14 protein-coding genes and 1 tRNA gene are annotated in these 15,779 nt (G+C 69.0%); 6 read left to right on the forward strand and 9 right to left on the reverse strand.

Translation table 11 applies throughout. The features are described from left to right. Window positions 1-34: 34 nt before the first annotated feature. The 7 genes from L687_RS42795 to galU form a co-directional block, all read right to left on the reverse strand. Complete coding sequence (locus tag L687_RS42795) at window positions 35-1,432, reverse strand: HupE/UreJ family protein (RefSeq protein WP_021199982.1); 1,398 nt, start codon at window positions 1,430-1,432, stop codon at window positions 35-37. Continuing rightward, on the reverse strand, window positions 1,429-4,560 hold the full coding sequence (locus L687_RS41880) for a LamG-like jellyroll fold domain-containing protein (protein WP_021199983.1): 3,132 nt from the start codon (window positions 4,558-4,560) through the stop codon (window positions 1,429-1,431). Before L687_RS41880 ends, L687_RS42795 begins: the two co-directional genes overlap by 4 nt. Before the next feature lie 159 nt (window positions 4,561-4,719). After that, a complete protein-coding gene (locus L687_RS32465; protein ID WP_040569730.1) occupies window positions 4,720-5,433 on the reverse strand; it encodes a GntR family transcriptional regulator in 714 nt (237 codons plus the stop codon). A gap of 143 nt (window positions 5,434-5,576) precedes the next feature. Continuing rightward, window positions 5,577-5,649 (reverse strand) — tRNA-Ala (locus tag L687_RS32470). Window positions 5,650-5,701: 52 nt separating this feature from the next. Next, window positions 5,702-6,547: a hypothetical protein gene (locus tag L687_RS32475; protein WP_031207424.1), complete on the reverse strand. Its 846-nt coding sequence runs from the start codon at window positions 6,545-6,547 to the stop codon at window positions 5,702-5,704. Window positions 6,548-6,639: 92 nt separating this feature from the next. Next, window positions 6,640-7,251 carry a GNAT family N-acetyltransferase gene (locus L687_RS32480; protein WP_021199986.1) on the reverse strand — a complete coding sequence of 204 codons (612 nt, stop codon included), beginning with the start codon at window positions 7,249-7,251 and terminating at the stop codon, window positions 6,640-6,642. A gap of 43 nt (window positions 7,252-7,294) precedes the next feature. Next, a complete protein-coding gene (gene galU / locus L687_RS32485; RefSeq protein ID WP_021199987.1) occupies window positions 7,295-8,182 on the reverse strand; it encodes a UTP--glucose-1-phosphate uridylyltransferase GalU in 888 nt (295 codons plus the stop codon). A 41-nt stretch (window positions 8,183-8,223) separates the two neighbouring features. Between galU and L687_RS32490 the strand changes: the two genes are divergently transcribed. From L687_RS32490 to mscL, 3 genes are read left to right on the forward strand one after another with little or no spacing between them, the layout of a single operon-like run. Further along, window positions 8,224-8,820 (forward strand): 5-formyltetrahydrofolate cyclo-ligase, encoded by a 597-nt coding sequence (locus L687_RS32490; protein WP_021199988.1) that lies wholly within the window; start codon window positions 8,224-8,226, stop codon window positions 8,818-8,820. A 14-nt stretch (window positions 8,821-8,834) separates the two neighbouring features. Beyond that, a complete protein-coding gene (locus L687_RS32495; protein ID WP_021199989.1) occupies window positions 8,835-9,107 on the forward strand; it encodes an FmdB family zinc ribbon protein in 273 nt (90 codons plus the stop codon). Between the two features lie 24 nt (window positions 9,108-9,131). Next, on the forward strand, window positions 9,132-9,554 hold the full coding sequence (mscL, locus tag L687_RS32500; protein WP_021199990.1) for a large conductance mechanosensitive channel protein MscL: 423 nt from the start codon (window positions 9,132-9,134) through the stop codon (window positions 9,552-9,554). Between the two features lie 136 nt (window positions 9,555-9,690). Here the strand turns inward: mscL and L687_RS32505 are convergent, their stop codons facing one another. Both L687_RS32505 and L687_RS32510 read right to left on the reverse strand, forming a co-directional pair. Then, window positions 9,691-9,894: a hypothetical protein gene (locus L687_RS32505; protein WP_021199991.1), complete on the reverse strand. Its 204-nt coding sequence runs from the start codon at window positions 9,892-9,894 to the stop codon at window positions 9,691-9,693. Then, window positions 9,887-13,555 carry an ATP-binding protein gene (locus L687_RS32510; protein WP_021199992.1) on the reverse strand — a complete coding sequence of 1,223 codons (3,669 nt, stop codon included), beginning with the start codon at window positions 13,553-13,555 and terminating at the stop codon, window positions 9,887-9,889. The genes L687_RS32505 and L687_RS32510 overlap by 8 nt, the downstream gene beginning before the upstream one ends. Window positions 13,556-13,794: 239 nt before the next feature. On the opposite strand from L687_RS32510, the gene L687_RS32515 reads away from it, so the two are divergent. From L687_RS32515 to L687_RS32525, 3 genes are all read left to right on the forward strand, one after another. Beyond that, a complete protein-coding gene (locus L687_RS32515; RefSeq protein WP_021199993.1) occupies window positions 13,795-14,307 on the forward strand; it encodes a methylated-DNA--[protein]-cysteine S-methyltransferase in 513 nt (170 codons plus the stop codon). 168 nt (window positions 14,308-14,475) lie between these two features. Continuing rightward, a complete protein-coding gene (locus tag L687_RS32520) occupies window positions 14,476-15,333 on the forward strand; it encodes a LuxR C-terminal-related transcriptional regulator (protein ID WP_021199994.1) in 858 nt (285 codons plus the stop codon). 97 nt (window positions 15,334-15,430) lie between these two features. Next, window positions 15,431-15,775, forward strand: coding sequence for a histone-like nucleoid-structuring protein Lsr2 (locus L687_RS32525; RefSeq protein WP_031207426.1), 345 nt, complete (start codon window positions 15,431-15,433; stop codon window positions 15,773-15,775). The last annotated feature ends 4 nt before the right edge of the window (window positions 15,776-15,779 follow it).

A 15,779-nucleotide genomic window follows, 5' to 3' on the forward strand; every position in this document is an offset into this window, starting at 1 on the left:
GCCCACCCCCGTGTCGGAGGCGGGCGCACGCGGATCAGACTCCGGCGATCAGCCTCTCGGCGAACCAGAACAGCCCGATCGCGGCGACCACAGCCGCGATCCAGAAGCCCGCCGACGGCAGCCGACGGCGCAGCAGCACAAACAGCGGGAACACCACCGCGATCACCAGGAGCTGCGCCAGCTCGATACCCACGTTGAAGACGAGGAGCGCCCCGAGCAGATCCCACGAGAACGGTTCGTCGATTCCCAACGCTCCGGCGAAGCCCACGCCGTGCATCAGCCCGAAGGCGAAGACCACGCCGATGCGCAGCAGATCCCCTCGGGTGAAGCCGTCGACCGCCGGTGCGGATGCCGGCGCCGCGAGGATCTGCTCCCGCACGGCGACAGCGCTCCCGCCGCCTCCGACGAGCGGCTGCTCGTCGAGAGGACCCTGGGCCTTCCCGGACAAGGGCCGAAGCGTCCCGCCCACCCCTATCGCATCCGCCTGTCCGGCACGCCGGAACCGCCGCATCTCCCAGAGCGCGACGACGGCGATCGACAGGGCGATGGCCGGCTCGACGATCCAGGCGGGGATGCTCACCACCCCGAGGGCGGCGAGGATGAAGGTCGCCGAGTGCGCGACCGTGAACGCCGTCGCCGCCAGCACGATATCCCGGAGCCGTCGAGATCCGATGATCAGCGCCAGCAGGAACAGCAGGTGGTCGGGGCCGAGCAGCAGATGCTCCGCCCCCAGCACGAGGAACTCACCCATCCGAGAGCCCCAGTCGGTCGTGGTGACCATCGAGGGGTTCGTGTCGGTGTCGAGGCTGGCCACACCCGCCCCCGAACGCACGTCGTAGTCGACGATCGTCGTCGTCATGCCCCCGGGAGCCGTTCCGGGAAACAGCTCGGTCGTGATCCGATACGGCACGGGCATCGCCTCTACCTGCGCCGTGCAGTCGGCTTCGATCACCAGGCGCGCATGCGGTACGCCGTCCCGGATGACGATCTCGTAGGGCGCCACCACGGCGTTGGGGCACGCCTGCGACGGTTCCCCGTCCTGCGCCACGCTCACCGAGAACCGAGGCAGCACGTATCCCTCGACGGAGTCGGCATGATCGTCGAGCACCGCGGGCGTGAGCTTCTCCGGATCCCGGCCGCTCGCCTGCACGTCGGCGTAGGCCTCCTGCTCCAAGGCCGTGTCGCCCATCGCCCGCGCTCCGTCGGTCGCGAGCAGGACGTACTCGATGTCGAGCACGGTGCGCACGACGCCGCGCTCGGGTTCGGACACATCGGCGAAGACCGTCGCCGCATAGCTGTGCGCCGCGGCCGGGGTCGCCGTCAGCATCACGCTGACGGCGACCCCGGTGAGGGCGACGACTCCGGCGACCAGGGTGCGGATCGCCGGTCGGGGGCGCTGACGCGCACCCGGATGCCGACGCCGGTTCCTCATTCCTGTCCCTCCGGGTGGCGCAGCATCCGTCGGCGGAGCAGAACGCCGCCTCCGGCGAGCAGCAGCAGTCCGGCGAAGGCGAGCATCGTCGGGGCCGGGCCACCGGTCGCCGCCAGTGGATCGGACTGTCCGCCGGCGGAACCGCCGCCCTGGTTCGCGCCGCCACCGGGGGTGCCACCGGGGGTGCCGCCGGGGGTGCCGCCGGGGTTGCCGCCGGGGTTGCCGCCGTCGGAGCCGGCTGTCGAGGTCACGGTGAACGTGACCTGGTTCTGCCGGGCGGCCGCGTCGGTCGCGATGTACTTCAGGGTGTAGGTGCCGGTCGCGGTCGGGGTGAACGTGTATCCGTCTCCGGCAGCCGCGGCGAGCGCCCGCAGGCCGGACGCCGGGTCGTCGACCGCCACGGGGGCACCCGACGGGTCGGTCACCTCGAGCATCGTGCTCACGCGTCCCGAGTTGTCCACGGCCTCGGCGCGCGGGGCGGTGTAGGCGGTTCCGACCGTGGCCTCACCCGCGGGTTCCGGGGCGACGCGCACGAGCGGCGGCATGGTGTCGAGTGCGGTGAGCTCCCGCGTCGCCACCCGGTACACGTCCTTGTCGGAGAGCGGAGCGCTGTAGACCTCGACTCCGGCGATCCGTCCGTCCATGGTGGCGTCGTCGAGCGCGCCCGACGTGTTCGCGTCGCCGCCGATCACCATGTAGCGCGCGTCGGCCGCGCTGGGCTTGACGGAGAACGACACTCCTTCGGACTCGGCCTTTCGGACGCCGTCGACGTACAGCCGTGCATCCTGGCCGTCATACCAGGCGGTCACGTGGTACCACTGGCCGTACTTCAGGCTGACCGCCGGACGAGGTGAGGCGTACCAGAACTGCAGCTCGTACGTCGTCGCGCTGGTGCCGACGGCCTCGAGACCGATGCCCCCGCTCTGCATGCCGCCGAACACGTCGACGTATCCGCCGGCGATCGCGTCGAGACGGAAGGTCGCATCGAGGGTGAAACCATCCTGCAGCGCTGCATACTCCGCGTCCGTCCACTTCGGAGTGCGGATGCCGGTGGCAGCCCCCTCCGCGCCGATCACGACATCGGATCCCACGCCGGGATCGTTCTCGATCCGGGCATCGGCGCCTGCGGTGAGCAGACGCGCGGCCGGAGAGGAGTCGCTCGCCGTGCCGCCCGCGAAGCCGACATCCAGGAGATCAGCCGTGGGCAGGGCGGCGCGGAGGTCGTCGAAGGTCAGACTGCTGGGGTCGAAGGGCCCCTCACCGCCGCTGCCTTCGGTGCTGGTGAACCGCGTCGTCAGCGCGGCACCCTCCTTGCCCCAGGCGTTGATCGGGGTGACCCGCACCTCGTACTCCTTCCCGGGGAGCAGGTTCCACACCTCGTGGCTGCGGTCGGCAGGCATCGGCAGGTTGTAGAAGCCCGACCACTGCAGGAACGAGTTCACCTCCTCGCCTGTGGCGACGTCGACCGTGGAGTAACGGTACTTGTGCACGATGTCGCCGACGGAGTTCGGCGCGGGCACGGCCTGCGGGAAGGAGGCCATCGCCTTCGTGCTCGCGATGTCGCCGACGGTCACGGCCGCACCCTCCGGCCAGATCGGGCCGGCGGACTGCGCGGCGCGGTGAGAGTTGTTGAACGGGAAACGCTCGTCATAGGACTTGGTCTCATCGACCGAGTCGGCCACGTCCCAGGTCCAGGTCTGGTCGATCCACTGATCGGCGAGCAGGTCGTAGTTCTTGATCGTGACGGTGGTGCCGGTGATCTCGACGATGGCCGTCTGGCGGTTGTTGCCCGCGTCATCCGGCGTGGTGTCGTTGCCGCGGCTGGTCGGGCTCGAGTTCACGACACCCGACTCGAACTCGTAGTACGCCAGCGGCGGCGCGTTCACGGTGGTGAATCCCTGAGTCGACCGCTCGCCGCTCCGGTTCTCCTGGCCCTGCCAGATCGAGGTCGGGATGTTCTGCGGTGTGTGGATGTGACCGCCCCAGACGACAGCCTGCGGGAAGTCGTCGAACACGGACTGGAAGCCGTCGCCGCAGCCGCTGGAGAGACCGGTGCCGTACCACTCGTTCGAGACGTAATGGGTGCACTGGAGCGGGTGGTGCACCAGCACCATGACGGGCTTGTTCGGGTCTTCAGCCGTGGCGGCTGCCAGCCTCTGCTGCAACCAGGACTGGGCGTAGGCGTAGTTGCCGCCGCTCGCTCCCGAGGGCTTGCCCGTGTCGGGGTCGATGGTGCCACTGCCCGGCGACACCGTGATGACGTGGTAGCCGTTCACGGTGTAGTCGGCGTTCGGCTTCTGGCCGCCCGTCGCCTGCGTGAACAGGTCGTACGAGGAGATACCCGAGACGTCGTGGTTTCCGAGCGACGCGATCGCCGGGATACCGAGGCCTGCCTTGGAATCCATCGTCTGCTTGAGTCCGGCGAATTCGCCCGGCGTCGCACTGTTGGTGAGGTCGCCGACGAACAGGGCGGTCTGGACGTTTTCCTGTGCCCAGAAGTCGTAGGCCTCGGCGAGCTCGTCCCAGTTGACGTGGATGTCACCGATCGCCGCGAAGCGCACGTCCGGTCCTCCGGCCTCGACCGCCGGCGCCGCTGCGACGCTCGGAGCCGCAGCCACGGCCGCATCCGGCGCACCGGCCACGGTGATCGTGCGGGTCTCCTCGCTCATGCCGCCTGCGGCATCGCTGATCGAGTAGGCGACGACGTACTCGCCGGGGATGGTCGGGGTGAATCGATATCCGCCCGATTCCTCCGGCATCACCATCGTGACGACACCGGAAGGGTCTTCCACCGTGACGACGAGCTCGCTCGCGGAGCCGTCGACATCGGCCGCGGAGGCCGAAGGAAGCAGCACAGCACTCCCGACCCGACCGCTGGTCGGTGCCTCGCGCTCGAGGCGGATGATGGTGCCGCCCGTCTCGGTGGCGGGCGACACGTCTTCGGGATCGGTCACGGCGAGGGTCGCGTTCGACGTGGTGACGACCGGTGCGGCCACGGACGCAGCAGCCGGGAACGCGGGTCCCGCGATACAGGCAGCGACGGCGACGAGCGATGCGGGGCGGAGGAGCCGCGCGAATCCGCGGCGGGAAAGGAACGGATCGGGGGCGGGCGGTTTACGACGAGACACGGAGCATCCTCTGTGAGACGAGAAGAAATCGGACTTCCCCAATCGACCGCCGCAAGATGACGCCGGGGTGAACACCGGCCGACGCAGACGTGTCATCGGCCGCCCGCGCGGCGATCCGGGCGACCCGGTGCGCACAGTGGGCGCAGTCGCGCGACCCGTTCAGTCTTCGCCGGGGAGCGCGGCCGCTCCGAAGGCCTGCGCTTCGAAGGAGATCGTGTGCGGAACGTAGCGATCCTCGGCGCATTCGACGGGTCGGCCGTTCGAGGCGAAAGTCTCGCGTCGCACCTGCAGGAGCGGACTGGATCTGCGCACTCCGAGCAGACGCGCATCCTCGGTCGCCGCAGCCACCGCTTCGATCCGATGGTTTCCCGACGAGACCACGATCCCGGCGTCGGCGAGCACCCGCGTCGTGGAGACCACGTCATCCGGAAGACCTGCGACGTGCGGAACCACCCAGGGCGCCCATGTCGAGCGCTCCACCATCACGGGGCGCTGGTCGAGTGTCCGCACACGGGTGAAGGTCAGGACGTCTGCGTCCGTGCGGATCCCGAGCAGTCGCGCTTCTCGCGCCGTGGCCTTCCGCGTCGTGCGGGCCACGATGCGTCCACCGGGGGTGCGCCCGCGGCCACGCGCCCACTGGGTGAACGAGCGCATCCGGTCGAACCCCTGCGGCTGGCTGGGCTGCACGAACCATCCTGAGCCCCGGTGCGACTCGACCAGCCCCTGCCGCGCCAGGGTGGCGAGCACGGTGCGGATCGTGCGTCGAGAGACGCCGTGGAGGGCGGCCAGCTCCATCTCGCTGGGAAGCCCTGCTCCCCCAGCGTAGGTTCCGTCGAGGATCTGCCCGCGCAGACGGGCCAGCACCTCACTCATCGGAACGCATGCGAGCGCATCACGGCGTTGTGGAGCGGAACGCTCCCGGGTTGCGACGGCACAGCTCACTCTAACGCCCATGCGCGGGCACCCCGGAGATGACTGAAGCCCCCGGGCATGTGCCTGGGGGCTTCAGTGTCCGGTGGACCTAAGGGGATTCGAACCCCTGACCTCCTCGATGCGAACGAGGCGCGCTACCAACTGCGCCATAGGCCCGTGAACGACATCTACGCTATCACGACGGAGAAGCTGTTCGCGCCGCGGACGGTCATCCGGCGGCGCGGCGCGAGAGCATCTCGCGCACGTGCGCTTCGATCTCGGCGTCGTCGACGAAGCCCATCCGCGCATACGGCGATGAGGCCGCGGGCAGCGCCACCGGCGCCTCGGGGGCCATCTGCTCCGCACGCTCGCGCAGGGCGGCGACGCGCGCGGCCTTGCGACGCTGTTCCTGTGCCTCCATCTGGGCCTGCGCAGCCTGCGCACGAGACCCGGGCACCGACACGAGCGGCTCCGGCAGCGGACGCGGTGTCCACGTCGCCCGCCCCTGGTCGTGCAGCTCGGGGGCGACGCGCGGGGCGGCCGGCGTGGCCACCACGTGCGTGGCGCGTGCGACACGGCCGGCGACCGCGGCCATGCGCTGCAGGGCGATGCCGGCGACGACGACGGCGGCGCCACCGATCCACAGCAGCGCCGAGCTCCCGGCAGCCAGGAGCTGCCAGACGCCGAGCCCGGCGATGACGAGTCCGACGAGGAGGGTGCTGGTCGCGGCGACACGGACACGTCGACGTGCCCGTGCCCGTCGGATCACGGGATCGGCCCTGGTCGCCGCGAGTTGCTCACGAAGGGACTCGAGTTCGGCAGCCTCACGTTCGGACTGCACCCGCTTGGCCAGCTTCTGCTGGGCCAGCGCGGTGCGCGCGTTCAACTCGAAGCGCACTTCACCGGGAGTCTCGCTCGTCTCGGCGAGCACACGCAGGGCCTGGTTCAGCCGCACCGCGTTGCGTTCAGCGGCGTTGTATTGGAATCGCCCCCGCCAGGATGGCAGCAGATAGAGCATCCAGAGCAGCACGGCGACGAGCACGATCACTCCCCCGCTCAGCACCGGCCCGTCCATACCGACAACGCTAAGGGCTGGAAGCTGGCTGGGCCGTACAGTAAGGCGCGTGTCGCGGCGTGTCCGTCCGGATCAGGACCAGATGACCCTTTTCACTGCGAAATGCGGTCGGAGGGGGGCACCGTTGCGGCGTCGGGCGGCACCTGACCGCTGAGCCAGCGTGCGAGCACCCCTTGCGGCACATCTTCCTTCGTCAGGGCGAACGCATAGTGGTCGCGCCAGTCGCCGTCGATATGGATGTAACGACGACGCAGCCCCTCGTACCGGAACCCCAGCTTCTGCACGATGCGCAGACTCGCCGCGTTCTCCGGCCGGATGCAGATCTCCATGCGGTGCAGTCCGTACTCCGTGAAGCACGCGTCCGTGGCCATCGCCACGGCAGTCGGAGTGATCCCCCGGCCGGCGAACCGCTCGCTCACCCAGTACCCGATCGTGGCCGAGCACAGCGAGCCGCGGGACACTCCCCACACGTTGAGCTGTCCCGCGACCTCGCCGTCGTACTCCATGACGAACGGATAGCCCGAGCCGTCACGATACTGCTGGAGCAGGCGTCGGATGCTGAGCCTCATGTCGAACGACACCGAGCCGTAGGGGACGGTCGCCTCCCACGGCTGGAGCCACGACCTGTTGGCGAGCAGTTCATGCTGCAGCGGTCGCGCATCCTTCGCACGGACGAGCCGCAGTTCTATGGGTCCGTGTCGCATTCCCGTCGCCAGATCCATGCCGCACCGACGCCCGCAGAGTCGCCTAGAGGCGTTCCGCGAACTCCTTGAGCCAGGGACGCAGCTCGGGCCCGAGGTCATCGCGGTCCGCGGCGAGCTGCACGATCGCCTTGATGTAGTCGACGCGGTCGCCGGTGTCGTAACGGCGTCCACCGAAGACGACGCCGACCACGCCGGGGCCGTCGGGATCGGTCGCGAGCACCTGTAGCGCGTCGGTGAGCTGGATCTCTCCGCCCTTGCCCGGCTCGGTGTGCTCGAGGATGTCGAAAACCGACGCCGGGAGCACGTAGCGGCCGATGATGGCCAGGTTGGACGGCGCGTCTTCCTGCGCGGGCTTCTCGACGAGACCGGTCACCTGGACGGCGTCGGACCCCTCGAGCGGCTCGACGGCGGCCGCACCGTACATGTGGATGTTCGCGGGGTCGACCTCCATAAGCGCGATCACGGCCGCGCCCGAACGCTCGTGCTCGGCGATCATGTCGGTGAGGAGCGGGTCGCGCTCGTCGATGAGGTCGTCTCCGAGGAGCACGGCGAAAGAGCTGTCGCCGACGTGGGTGCGCGCACGCAGGACCGCGTGACCGAGCCCCTTCGGCTCGCCCTGGCGGACGAAGTGGATGTCGGCGAGATCGCTCGACTTCATCACGCGCTCGAGACGACCGGTATCGCCCTTCTCCATGAGCTTCACCTCGAGCTCCGGCACGGAGTCGAAGTGGTTGGAGATGGCGTTCTTGTTGCGGCCGATGATGACGAGGATGTCGTCGATGCCGGCGTTCGCCGCCTCTTCGACGACGTATTGGATCGCCGGCTTGTCGACGACGGGCAGCATCTCTTTGGGCATCGCCTTCGTCGCAGGGAGGAATCGCGTCCCCAGGCCTGCGGCGGGAATGACGGCTTTGATCTTGTGGTCAGCCATCTTGCCAGCCTAGTGGTGAGCGCCGACGTAGACTCGGAGCCATGTCGAACGACGTCGAACATGCGAAGCGTGCACTCCGCGCCGAACTCCGCGAACGACGCCAGCTCCTCTCCGACACGCAGCGCGACGCCGCGGCCACGGCCATCGGCGAACGCCTCGACGCCCTGATCGACGAGCTCGGCGCCCGCTCCATCTCGTGCTTCCTGTCCACCACCACCGAGCCGGGCACCCGTGAATTCGTGACCAGGGCCGTGCGGCGCGGCATCCGCGTGCTCCTCCCCGTCACTCGCGCCGATGGGCTGCTGGACTGGGCCGTGGCGACCGACGACGACGAGGTCAGCGAGGGGCTGTTCGGTCTGCCCGAGCCCACAGGCGAGGTGCTGGGCCCGATCGCCGTCAACGACGTCGATCTCATGATCGTCCCCGCTGCCGCGGTCGATCGCACCGGGATGCGCATGGGCTGGGGACGCGGCTACTTCGACAAGACCATCGGCTCGATGGAGAAGTGCCCGCCCGTCTATGCCGTGATCTATGATTCCGAGGTACTCGACGAACTTCCGCGCGAGGTGCACGACCAGCCCGTGGATGGCGTCGTGACCCCGTCGCAGACCCTCACCCTGTCGCCGCGGCGACGCTGATCGCAAGGACCCCCATGCCCACCTACGCCTATGCCTGCACCTCGTGCGGACACAAGTTCGACGCCGTGCAGAGCTTCGCCGACGACGCTCTCACCGTGTGCCCCGAATGCGGTGGCGCGTTGCGCAAGCAGTACGGCTCGATCGGCGTGACCTTCAACGGCTCCGGCTTCTATCGCACGGACTCGCGCGCCAAATCCGGTGGATCGAAGGATGGTTCGGCATCATCGAAGACGGAATCGACGACGAGCGCCAAACCGGCGGCTGCGTCGACTCCGGCCTCTTCCTGAGGCCCCGATCTGTTGGGGGATCCCATGCTCAAAGGTTTCAAGGACTTCCTGCTCCGCGGCAACGTCATCGACCTGGCCGTCGCTGTCGTCATCGGTACGGCTTTCACCGCGATCGTCACGGCCGTCGTGAACAGCATCATCAACCCGCTCATCGCGCTCTTCCTGAAGGCGGATGCCGCCGGTCAGTTCGGCATCCCCGTGACGAACATCTACGGCGAGACGGTCACGTTCCCCATCGGCGAGCTGATCTCGGCGATCATCAGCTTCCTCGCCGTCGCCGCCGTCGTCTACTTCGTCTTCGTGCTGCCGATGAACACGTTCAAGGCCCGCGTCGAGGCCCGCAAGGGCACTCCGGCCGAGGAGCCCGAGGAGGAGCCGGCCGCCTCGACCGAGTCCGAGCTGCTCGTCGAGATCCGCGACCTGCTCAAGGCACAACGCGGAGCCTGACCGCCTCCGCTCGCACCCGAGACGCACGGTCCTCTTCGGAGGGCCGTGCGTTTCTGGTTCCGTTGCCCGGACGACCGGACACGGCGTTCAGCGACAGCACTGCCCCGTCATCCGGCGACTCCGTTCTTCCGGCGCCTCAGTAGTGCGGCGGCACATCCTGGATCAGCTGGTCGTCGTTCGGCCCCTTGGCGCCCTTCGGCCGCGACCGCGGAGGCACTTCGGCGGGGCCGGACTCCGGTGCCGGGTCGCTCCCCGGCACCGGGGTCAGGCGGGCACGCCGTGAACCGGTGACCCGCACCACGCGCTGGCGCGGCGTCGGGGTGTCGGACTGGTCAGTCATCGCGGGTGTCGACGATGTCGATCGGCTGCGTGTCGTTCTCCGCGCGCGGCGTCGACTCCGAGATGCCGAGAACCGCGGCGATCCGCGTCGCGGCGGTCACGGGGTCGCTGTAGAGATCGAAGGCGTGCACGCGCACATAGTGCCAGCCCAGACGACGCAGCACGTGCGGTCGCAGCCGCAGCGTCTCCCGCAGAGACTCGCCCCGCGTCTCCGGATCGGACTCGATCACGACCGCCTTGCCGCCGTGCTGGGCCACCAGGGGCAGCAATCCGCGATAGTCGACGTCCACCGAGGCGCCCAGACGCCGCAACTCCCGCGCGAGGGCGAGGGTGAGAGGATCGGCAAGGTCTTCCAGGCGCGCGTCTCGGCTGCGGGCGGCCAGTCCGCCGAGGATCGACATCAGCGTCGCCGCTCCATGCTCCAGGCGTCCGTCGTCGAAGGAGGAGGGACGGATCGAGGAGACGAGCACCATCGAGCGGCGCGCGCGCGTCATCCCGACAGTGAGGAGTCGCTCTCCGTCGGGAGTGGAGAGATCGCCGAAGTCGCTCAGCACCCGACCGTGCTTGGTGAGTCCGAAGCCGAGCGAGAAGATGACGCGGTCACGGCTCTCGGCGACCGACTCCTCGAGCGTCAGCACCGCGAACGGCTCGACCGTGTCGCGTCCGACGAAGTCCGCGACGTCGGAGCGCCCGGCGAACGCCGAGGTGACGGCGGCGCGTACGCGCTCGGCATGGCGCGCGCTCGCGGTCACGACCATGAGCGATTCGGCAGGACGATGCACGGCGTGCTCGACCACGAGCGTCACGACCCTCGCCACTTCGGCGTCCGGACTCTCGACGGCGCCGGAGATCGGATCCGGTGTTCCCGTGCCGCCCTCCACGTAGTCGACCGTGAGGCTGCCGCGACCGAGATACGAGCCCGCCCAGGGAAGCGACACGATCTCGCCGCCGTAGAACGCGTCGTTGATGAGCTCCGCGAGGTCTTCGCCGCCCGCACGGTAGCTGCGGGTGAGCGTCATCACCGGCAGGAGCTCGGAGAGCCGCTCGAAGGCCGAGACGTCGTCGAACGGTACCTCGGCCTCCCACGACTCCTCCGGGTCCACCGCGATGCGGAACGGCGTAGGACGCTGCGTCACCGGGTCGCCGAACGCGACGATCTGGCGCGCGCGCCGGATCGCCGGGGCGGCCTCTGCGAGGTTGATCGCTGCGGCATCGACCAGGATCACCGTGTCGAACTCCACCGAGTCGGGAATCTCCGGCACCAGGTACGGCGACGAGATCCAGACCGGGGCGAGCACGTCGACGAGGGTGGGCGCGGCGCTGACGACCTGCGCGGTCGTGGTCGCCGACTGCGTCAGCGCACGGCGCAGGTGCTGCGACTGCTGCGGCTCGTCGACGATCGCGATCCGCCACTGGTTGGCCAGCTGCCAGGCGAGCAGCGGTCCGGCCATGGCGGCATGCGCCTCATCGACCAGCCGGAAGTCGCGTTCGAGCCGATCGACGACTGCGGTGTTCGCGCCGAGGAGGGCGCGGTTGTCCTGCAACGCGCGCTCGAGGAGGGACTGCCACCACGCGAACTCGAGTTCTTCCCCCACCTGGGACTCGGAGACATGGCGCACGGAGAGCTCGGCGAGCAGCGGCTCCAGCCCGAGCAGAGCGAGTCGGTCGCGCAACTGGGCGCGTTCGACGAGGTTCTCGAAGACATCGGACTTGGCGGCCAGCCCCGCGAGCGTGCGCACGAGTCGCGCCACCGGGAGCGACGCCAATGGCTCGCGTCGTCCGAGTGCGGCGTCGAGCTCGGCGAGCTCGGCCTCCACCCGCTGCCAGGCCACGTACACGTCGGCGAGACCGAGGGGGATCTCGGGCGCGACACCCGCCTCGACGCACCGCTGCCACTGCGTGCGCTGCGCCTGGATGCGCAGCAGCGCCTCGTGCATCTCGGTGACGTGCACGCCCGGACGGACGTACTCCTTCGCGAGACGCCGCAGCCGACGTCTGTTCGCCCCGGACAACCCGGGAGCGTCGCGGCGTGAACCGTGGGCCTGGATGAGCTCGCCCAGCGGACGCTCGAACACCGTCGGGCTGAACCGGTCCAGCGAGTCGCGGATCCCCTGCAGCAGACGCAGGTACTCACCCAGTTCGTCGATGGTCGAGAACGGCCGCATGTGGGTCTGAGCGATCAGCTCGTAGCCGCGCTCGAGAAGGGCGGGAACACTGTTCGCGTGCAGTCGACCGGCGAGCTCATGGGCGGCACGAGCGGCCTCGGTGCTGGAGAAGGTGACGCCGTACCACGGCGAGTCGTTCGGGCCGAAGCGGAACTCCCCGAGACGGGCCGCCTGGGCGAGCGCCTCGGCGGCCTCGGTGCGATCGGCGGCGAGTCGACGCAGGGCATCGGGGCCGAGTCGAGCAGTGGTCGACGGCGGCACGGGAAGCGACGCCAGCCGTGTCAGCTGACGGGTGGCGTCGAGCACCGAGGCGTCCAGGCCGGCGACGGGTGCGCTGAGCGCCTGACGGTAGTCGCGCAGGACGGTCCGCAGACGCACGAGTGCATCGTCGACCTCGCTGACCTTGGGCGCCGTGGCCTTCTCATTGCGTCCGATGGCCCTGACCAGATCGCGCCGCACGCTCGCCGGCGAGATCGCCAGGCTGTCGAGGCCGATCCCGGCGAGTCGGTGACGCACCCCGTCCAAGGTGGAGCGCCGCGCGGAGACGACGAGCACGCGCTTGCCGCCGCGCACCAGTTCACCCAGCGCGTTGATCACGGTCTGGGTCCCCCCGGTTCCGGGAAGGGTCGCGACGGTGAGGGAATGCCCTGCCGCGATACGGGCCAGCACTGCTTCCTGCTCCGCGTCCGCATCCAGGAGGAGGTTGTCCGAGGCCGGTGCGCGATCATCCGGGCCGATGTGATGCGGGATGGCTCGCGGAGCGGTGACGCGCTCGCGGTCTCCCACGTGACCGGCCAGGGCGTTCAGCACCGGATGATCGAGGCTGCCCCCGTCGCGGGACATCAGTCCTGACACATCGGCGAACGTCGAGACCACCAGACGCGGTTCGACCGAGAACGTGTCGATCGAACGCGTCATCGCGCGCAGACTGTCGATCACGGGTTGCGGCTTGAAGATGCCGCCGTCGTAGGCCAACGAGGCGAGCGCGGTGGCATCGATCGTGAGGCCGAAGTGGTCGCGAGCGATCCGCACGAGTTCGGGATTCACCTCGAAGGTGCCCTGCAGCTTCAACTCGAAATCGGAGTGGTGGCGGCGGATCGCCAGCGGACGCAGCAGCACGGGGGCCGCGAAACCCGCTCCCCCGATGCGCCACCGGGCGACTCCGACGGCGAGGTGCACGGCTTCGATGCCGCGGACGGTACGGAGCTCGGTGTTCTTCGCGGTGATGCGCTCCGCGGCGAGCCGAGCTGTCCGCAGCCCGACCTCGTCGCGGAAGAGATTCGAGAGGAGAGTCGACTTGCCGGTGATGAACTGCGGCAAGCTCCCCGGGTGCGCCTTGGAGATATCGATGCCCGACTCCGGGCTGTCACGGAAGCTCACGAGCGGCGAAGGGCCACCGAGATCGGCTGCCTCGGCCCTCAGACGCGTCCGCTCGGCCTCTGCGGCGTGTGCGATGTCGAGGCCTGTCGTGGTTCCGTGCAGATCGCTGATCGACACAGCAGCATCCACCGCTGTGTCGTCCGCAGACTTGTCTTCACGTCGCCACACACTGACACCCTAGGCGTGCGACCTGCGGAGACGGGGTATCCCAGGCGGGTTTCCGCCGAATTTCCGGCGATTCTGCGCTGCGTAGGGGGTGGCGCACTTCTCCTGCCCGATGTGAACCCGGGTCGCGTTCTCCACTCGGAACGTCAAGCATGCGATTCCGCGTCGAGCCGAGCGGACAGGATGGGGGCATGACGTTCCGCTACGATTTCGCCCCGACGCCGTTCGGGGATGCTCTCGCGGTGTTCTCCGACGAGGGCATCGTGCGATTCGACCTCTCCGAGTCCGAGGACCCGCGCGTGCCCTGGCTGCTCGAAGGCGTGTCCCATCAGTTGAGAGCAGTGCCAGAGCCCGACCCCGGAGCCGCCGACGAACTCGCTCATCTCCTGTCCGACTACTTCGACGGCGAGCCGGTGCGTTTCGACAGGCACATCCGCCTCGACTGGCGGCTCGTCGACGGGTTCGCCCTCGCCGCGCTGCAGACCATCTGCAGCATCGAGTGGGGCCAGACCATGAGCTACGGGGAGGTGGCGATCCTCGCGGGTCACCCCGGGGCTGCGCGCGCCGTCGGCACCGCGTGCCGCATCACCCCCTTCTCGATCATCGTGCCGGTGCATCGGGTGGTGCGCTCCGACGGCAGCGCAGGGCAGTACGGAGCGCACCCCGAACGCAAGCGGTTCCTGCTCGACCTCGAGGCGCACTGAGGTCGACAGGCCACGTCGTGGACCCGGCGAGTAGGCCGCCGGGTCCACACGCTTCCCCTGGGAGCCGATGGATCCGACGCCGTCCGCGACGACGACGGTGACGATGACACGGGTGATATCGTCGACGCTACGAAACGGGGAACAGCGTCACCCCGGAAGTAGGTAGTCGTGTCCTCACCCGTCACCCGCGAATCCGAGGCGGATCTCGTCGCGAACGCCGTGCGCGAGCTCGCCAGGCGGACGCGCTTCCCCGTCGCGTTCGGCGGTCTCATCGAAGAAGGCGTCGTGAGCGTCACGAGCATCGTCGGTGCGCGCACGCGGTCGCTGGACGGGCTCCGGGTGCGACCCGAGCGCGGGCTCGGCGGGCGGGCCATGATGGAGCTCCGCCCCCGGATGACGAGCGACTACGGGTCGTCACAGCAGATCACGCACGACTACGACGTGTTCGTCCTCGGCGAGGGCCTGCGCACCCTTCTCGCGCTGCCGATCGTGGTCCACGGCCGTTCCCGCGGAGTGCTGTACGCCGGCGGATGGGATGAGGAGCGGGTGGGCGGTGTGACCACGGCACCCGCCATGCAGGTCGCGCAGGCCGTCGCCGATGAGCTGCGCATCCGCGACGAGGTGCAGCGCCGTCTGCAGGAGACCACGCGCGGCGACGAGGTCGTGGCGCCGGCACAGCGCGAGGAGCTGAGGCAGAGCTTCGCAGAGCTGCGGAGTATCGCCGCCTCCGTGGAAGACGCGGATGTCCGCGACCGGATCGCGCAGGTCGAACGACGCCTCATGACCCTCGCCGGCGACATCGCATCACCCGCGACGAGCCCCATCCCCACCGTCCACCTGTCTCCGCGAGAGACCGATGTGCTCGCATGCGCGGCTCTCGGTTCGACGAATGCCGAGATCGCCGCGCAGCTCGGTCTGCGCGAGGGGACCGTCAAGGCCTACCTCGGCACGGCGATGTCGAAACTCGACGCCTCGACTCGTCATGCCGCCGTGGCGAGGGCTCGCCGCGCCGGACTTCTCCCCTGACCACACAGAATTGATTTATTGCGTATTGCGCGTCACATTACCGCGGCTCGCTATTCGCAACTTGTCGCATTTCCTCGGAGCGAGTAAGGTCGCGATCATGGCGAGAAGAATTGTGCATCAGCTGGTCGACGACATCGATGGCAGCGTCCTGGAAGTGGGCGAAGGCGAGACGGTGCATTTCTCGCTCAACGGCGCGGCATACGAGATCGATCTGAATGCCGCGCATGCGGATGAATTGCGTTCGGCATTGGCGCCTTATGTGGCAGCAGGCCGAAAGGCCGGCTCGTCAAATTCTCCGCGCGCGACATCGACTCGCAAGCGACCTGCACGAAACCCTGAGGTCGCGGCCATCCGCGCGTGGGCGAACGAGAACGGACACAAGCTCTCCGAGCGTGGCCGCATTCCCGCGCAGATCGTCGACGCGTACAACGCGGCGCACTGATCGC

Origin of the sequence: Microbacterium maritypicum MF109 (assembly GCF_000455825.1) — a bacterium.
Lineage (GTDB): Bacteria > Actinomycetota > Actinomycetes > Actinomycetales > Microbacteriaceae > Microbacterium > Microbacterium maritypicum_A.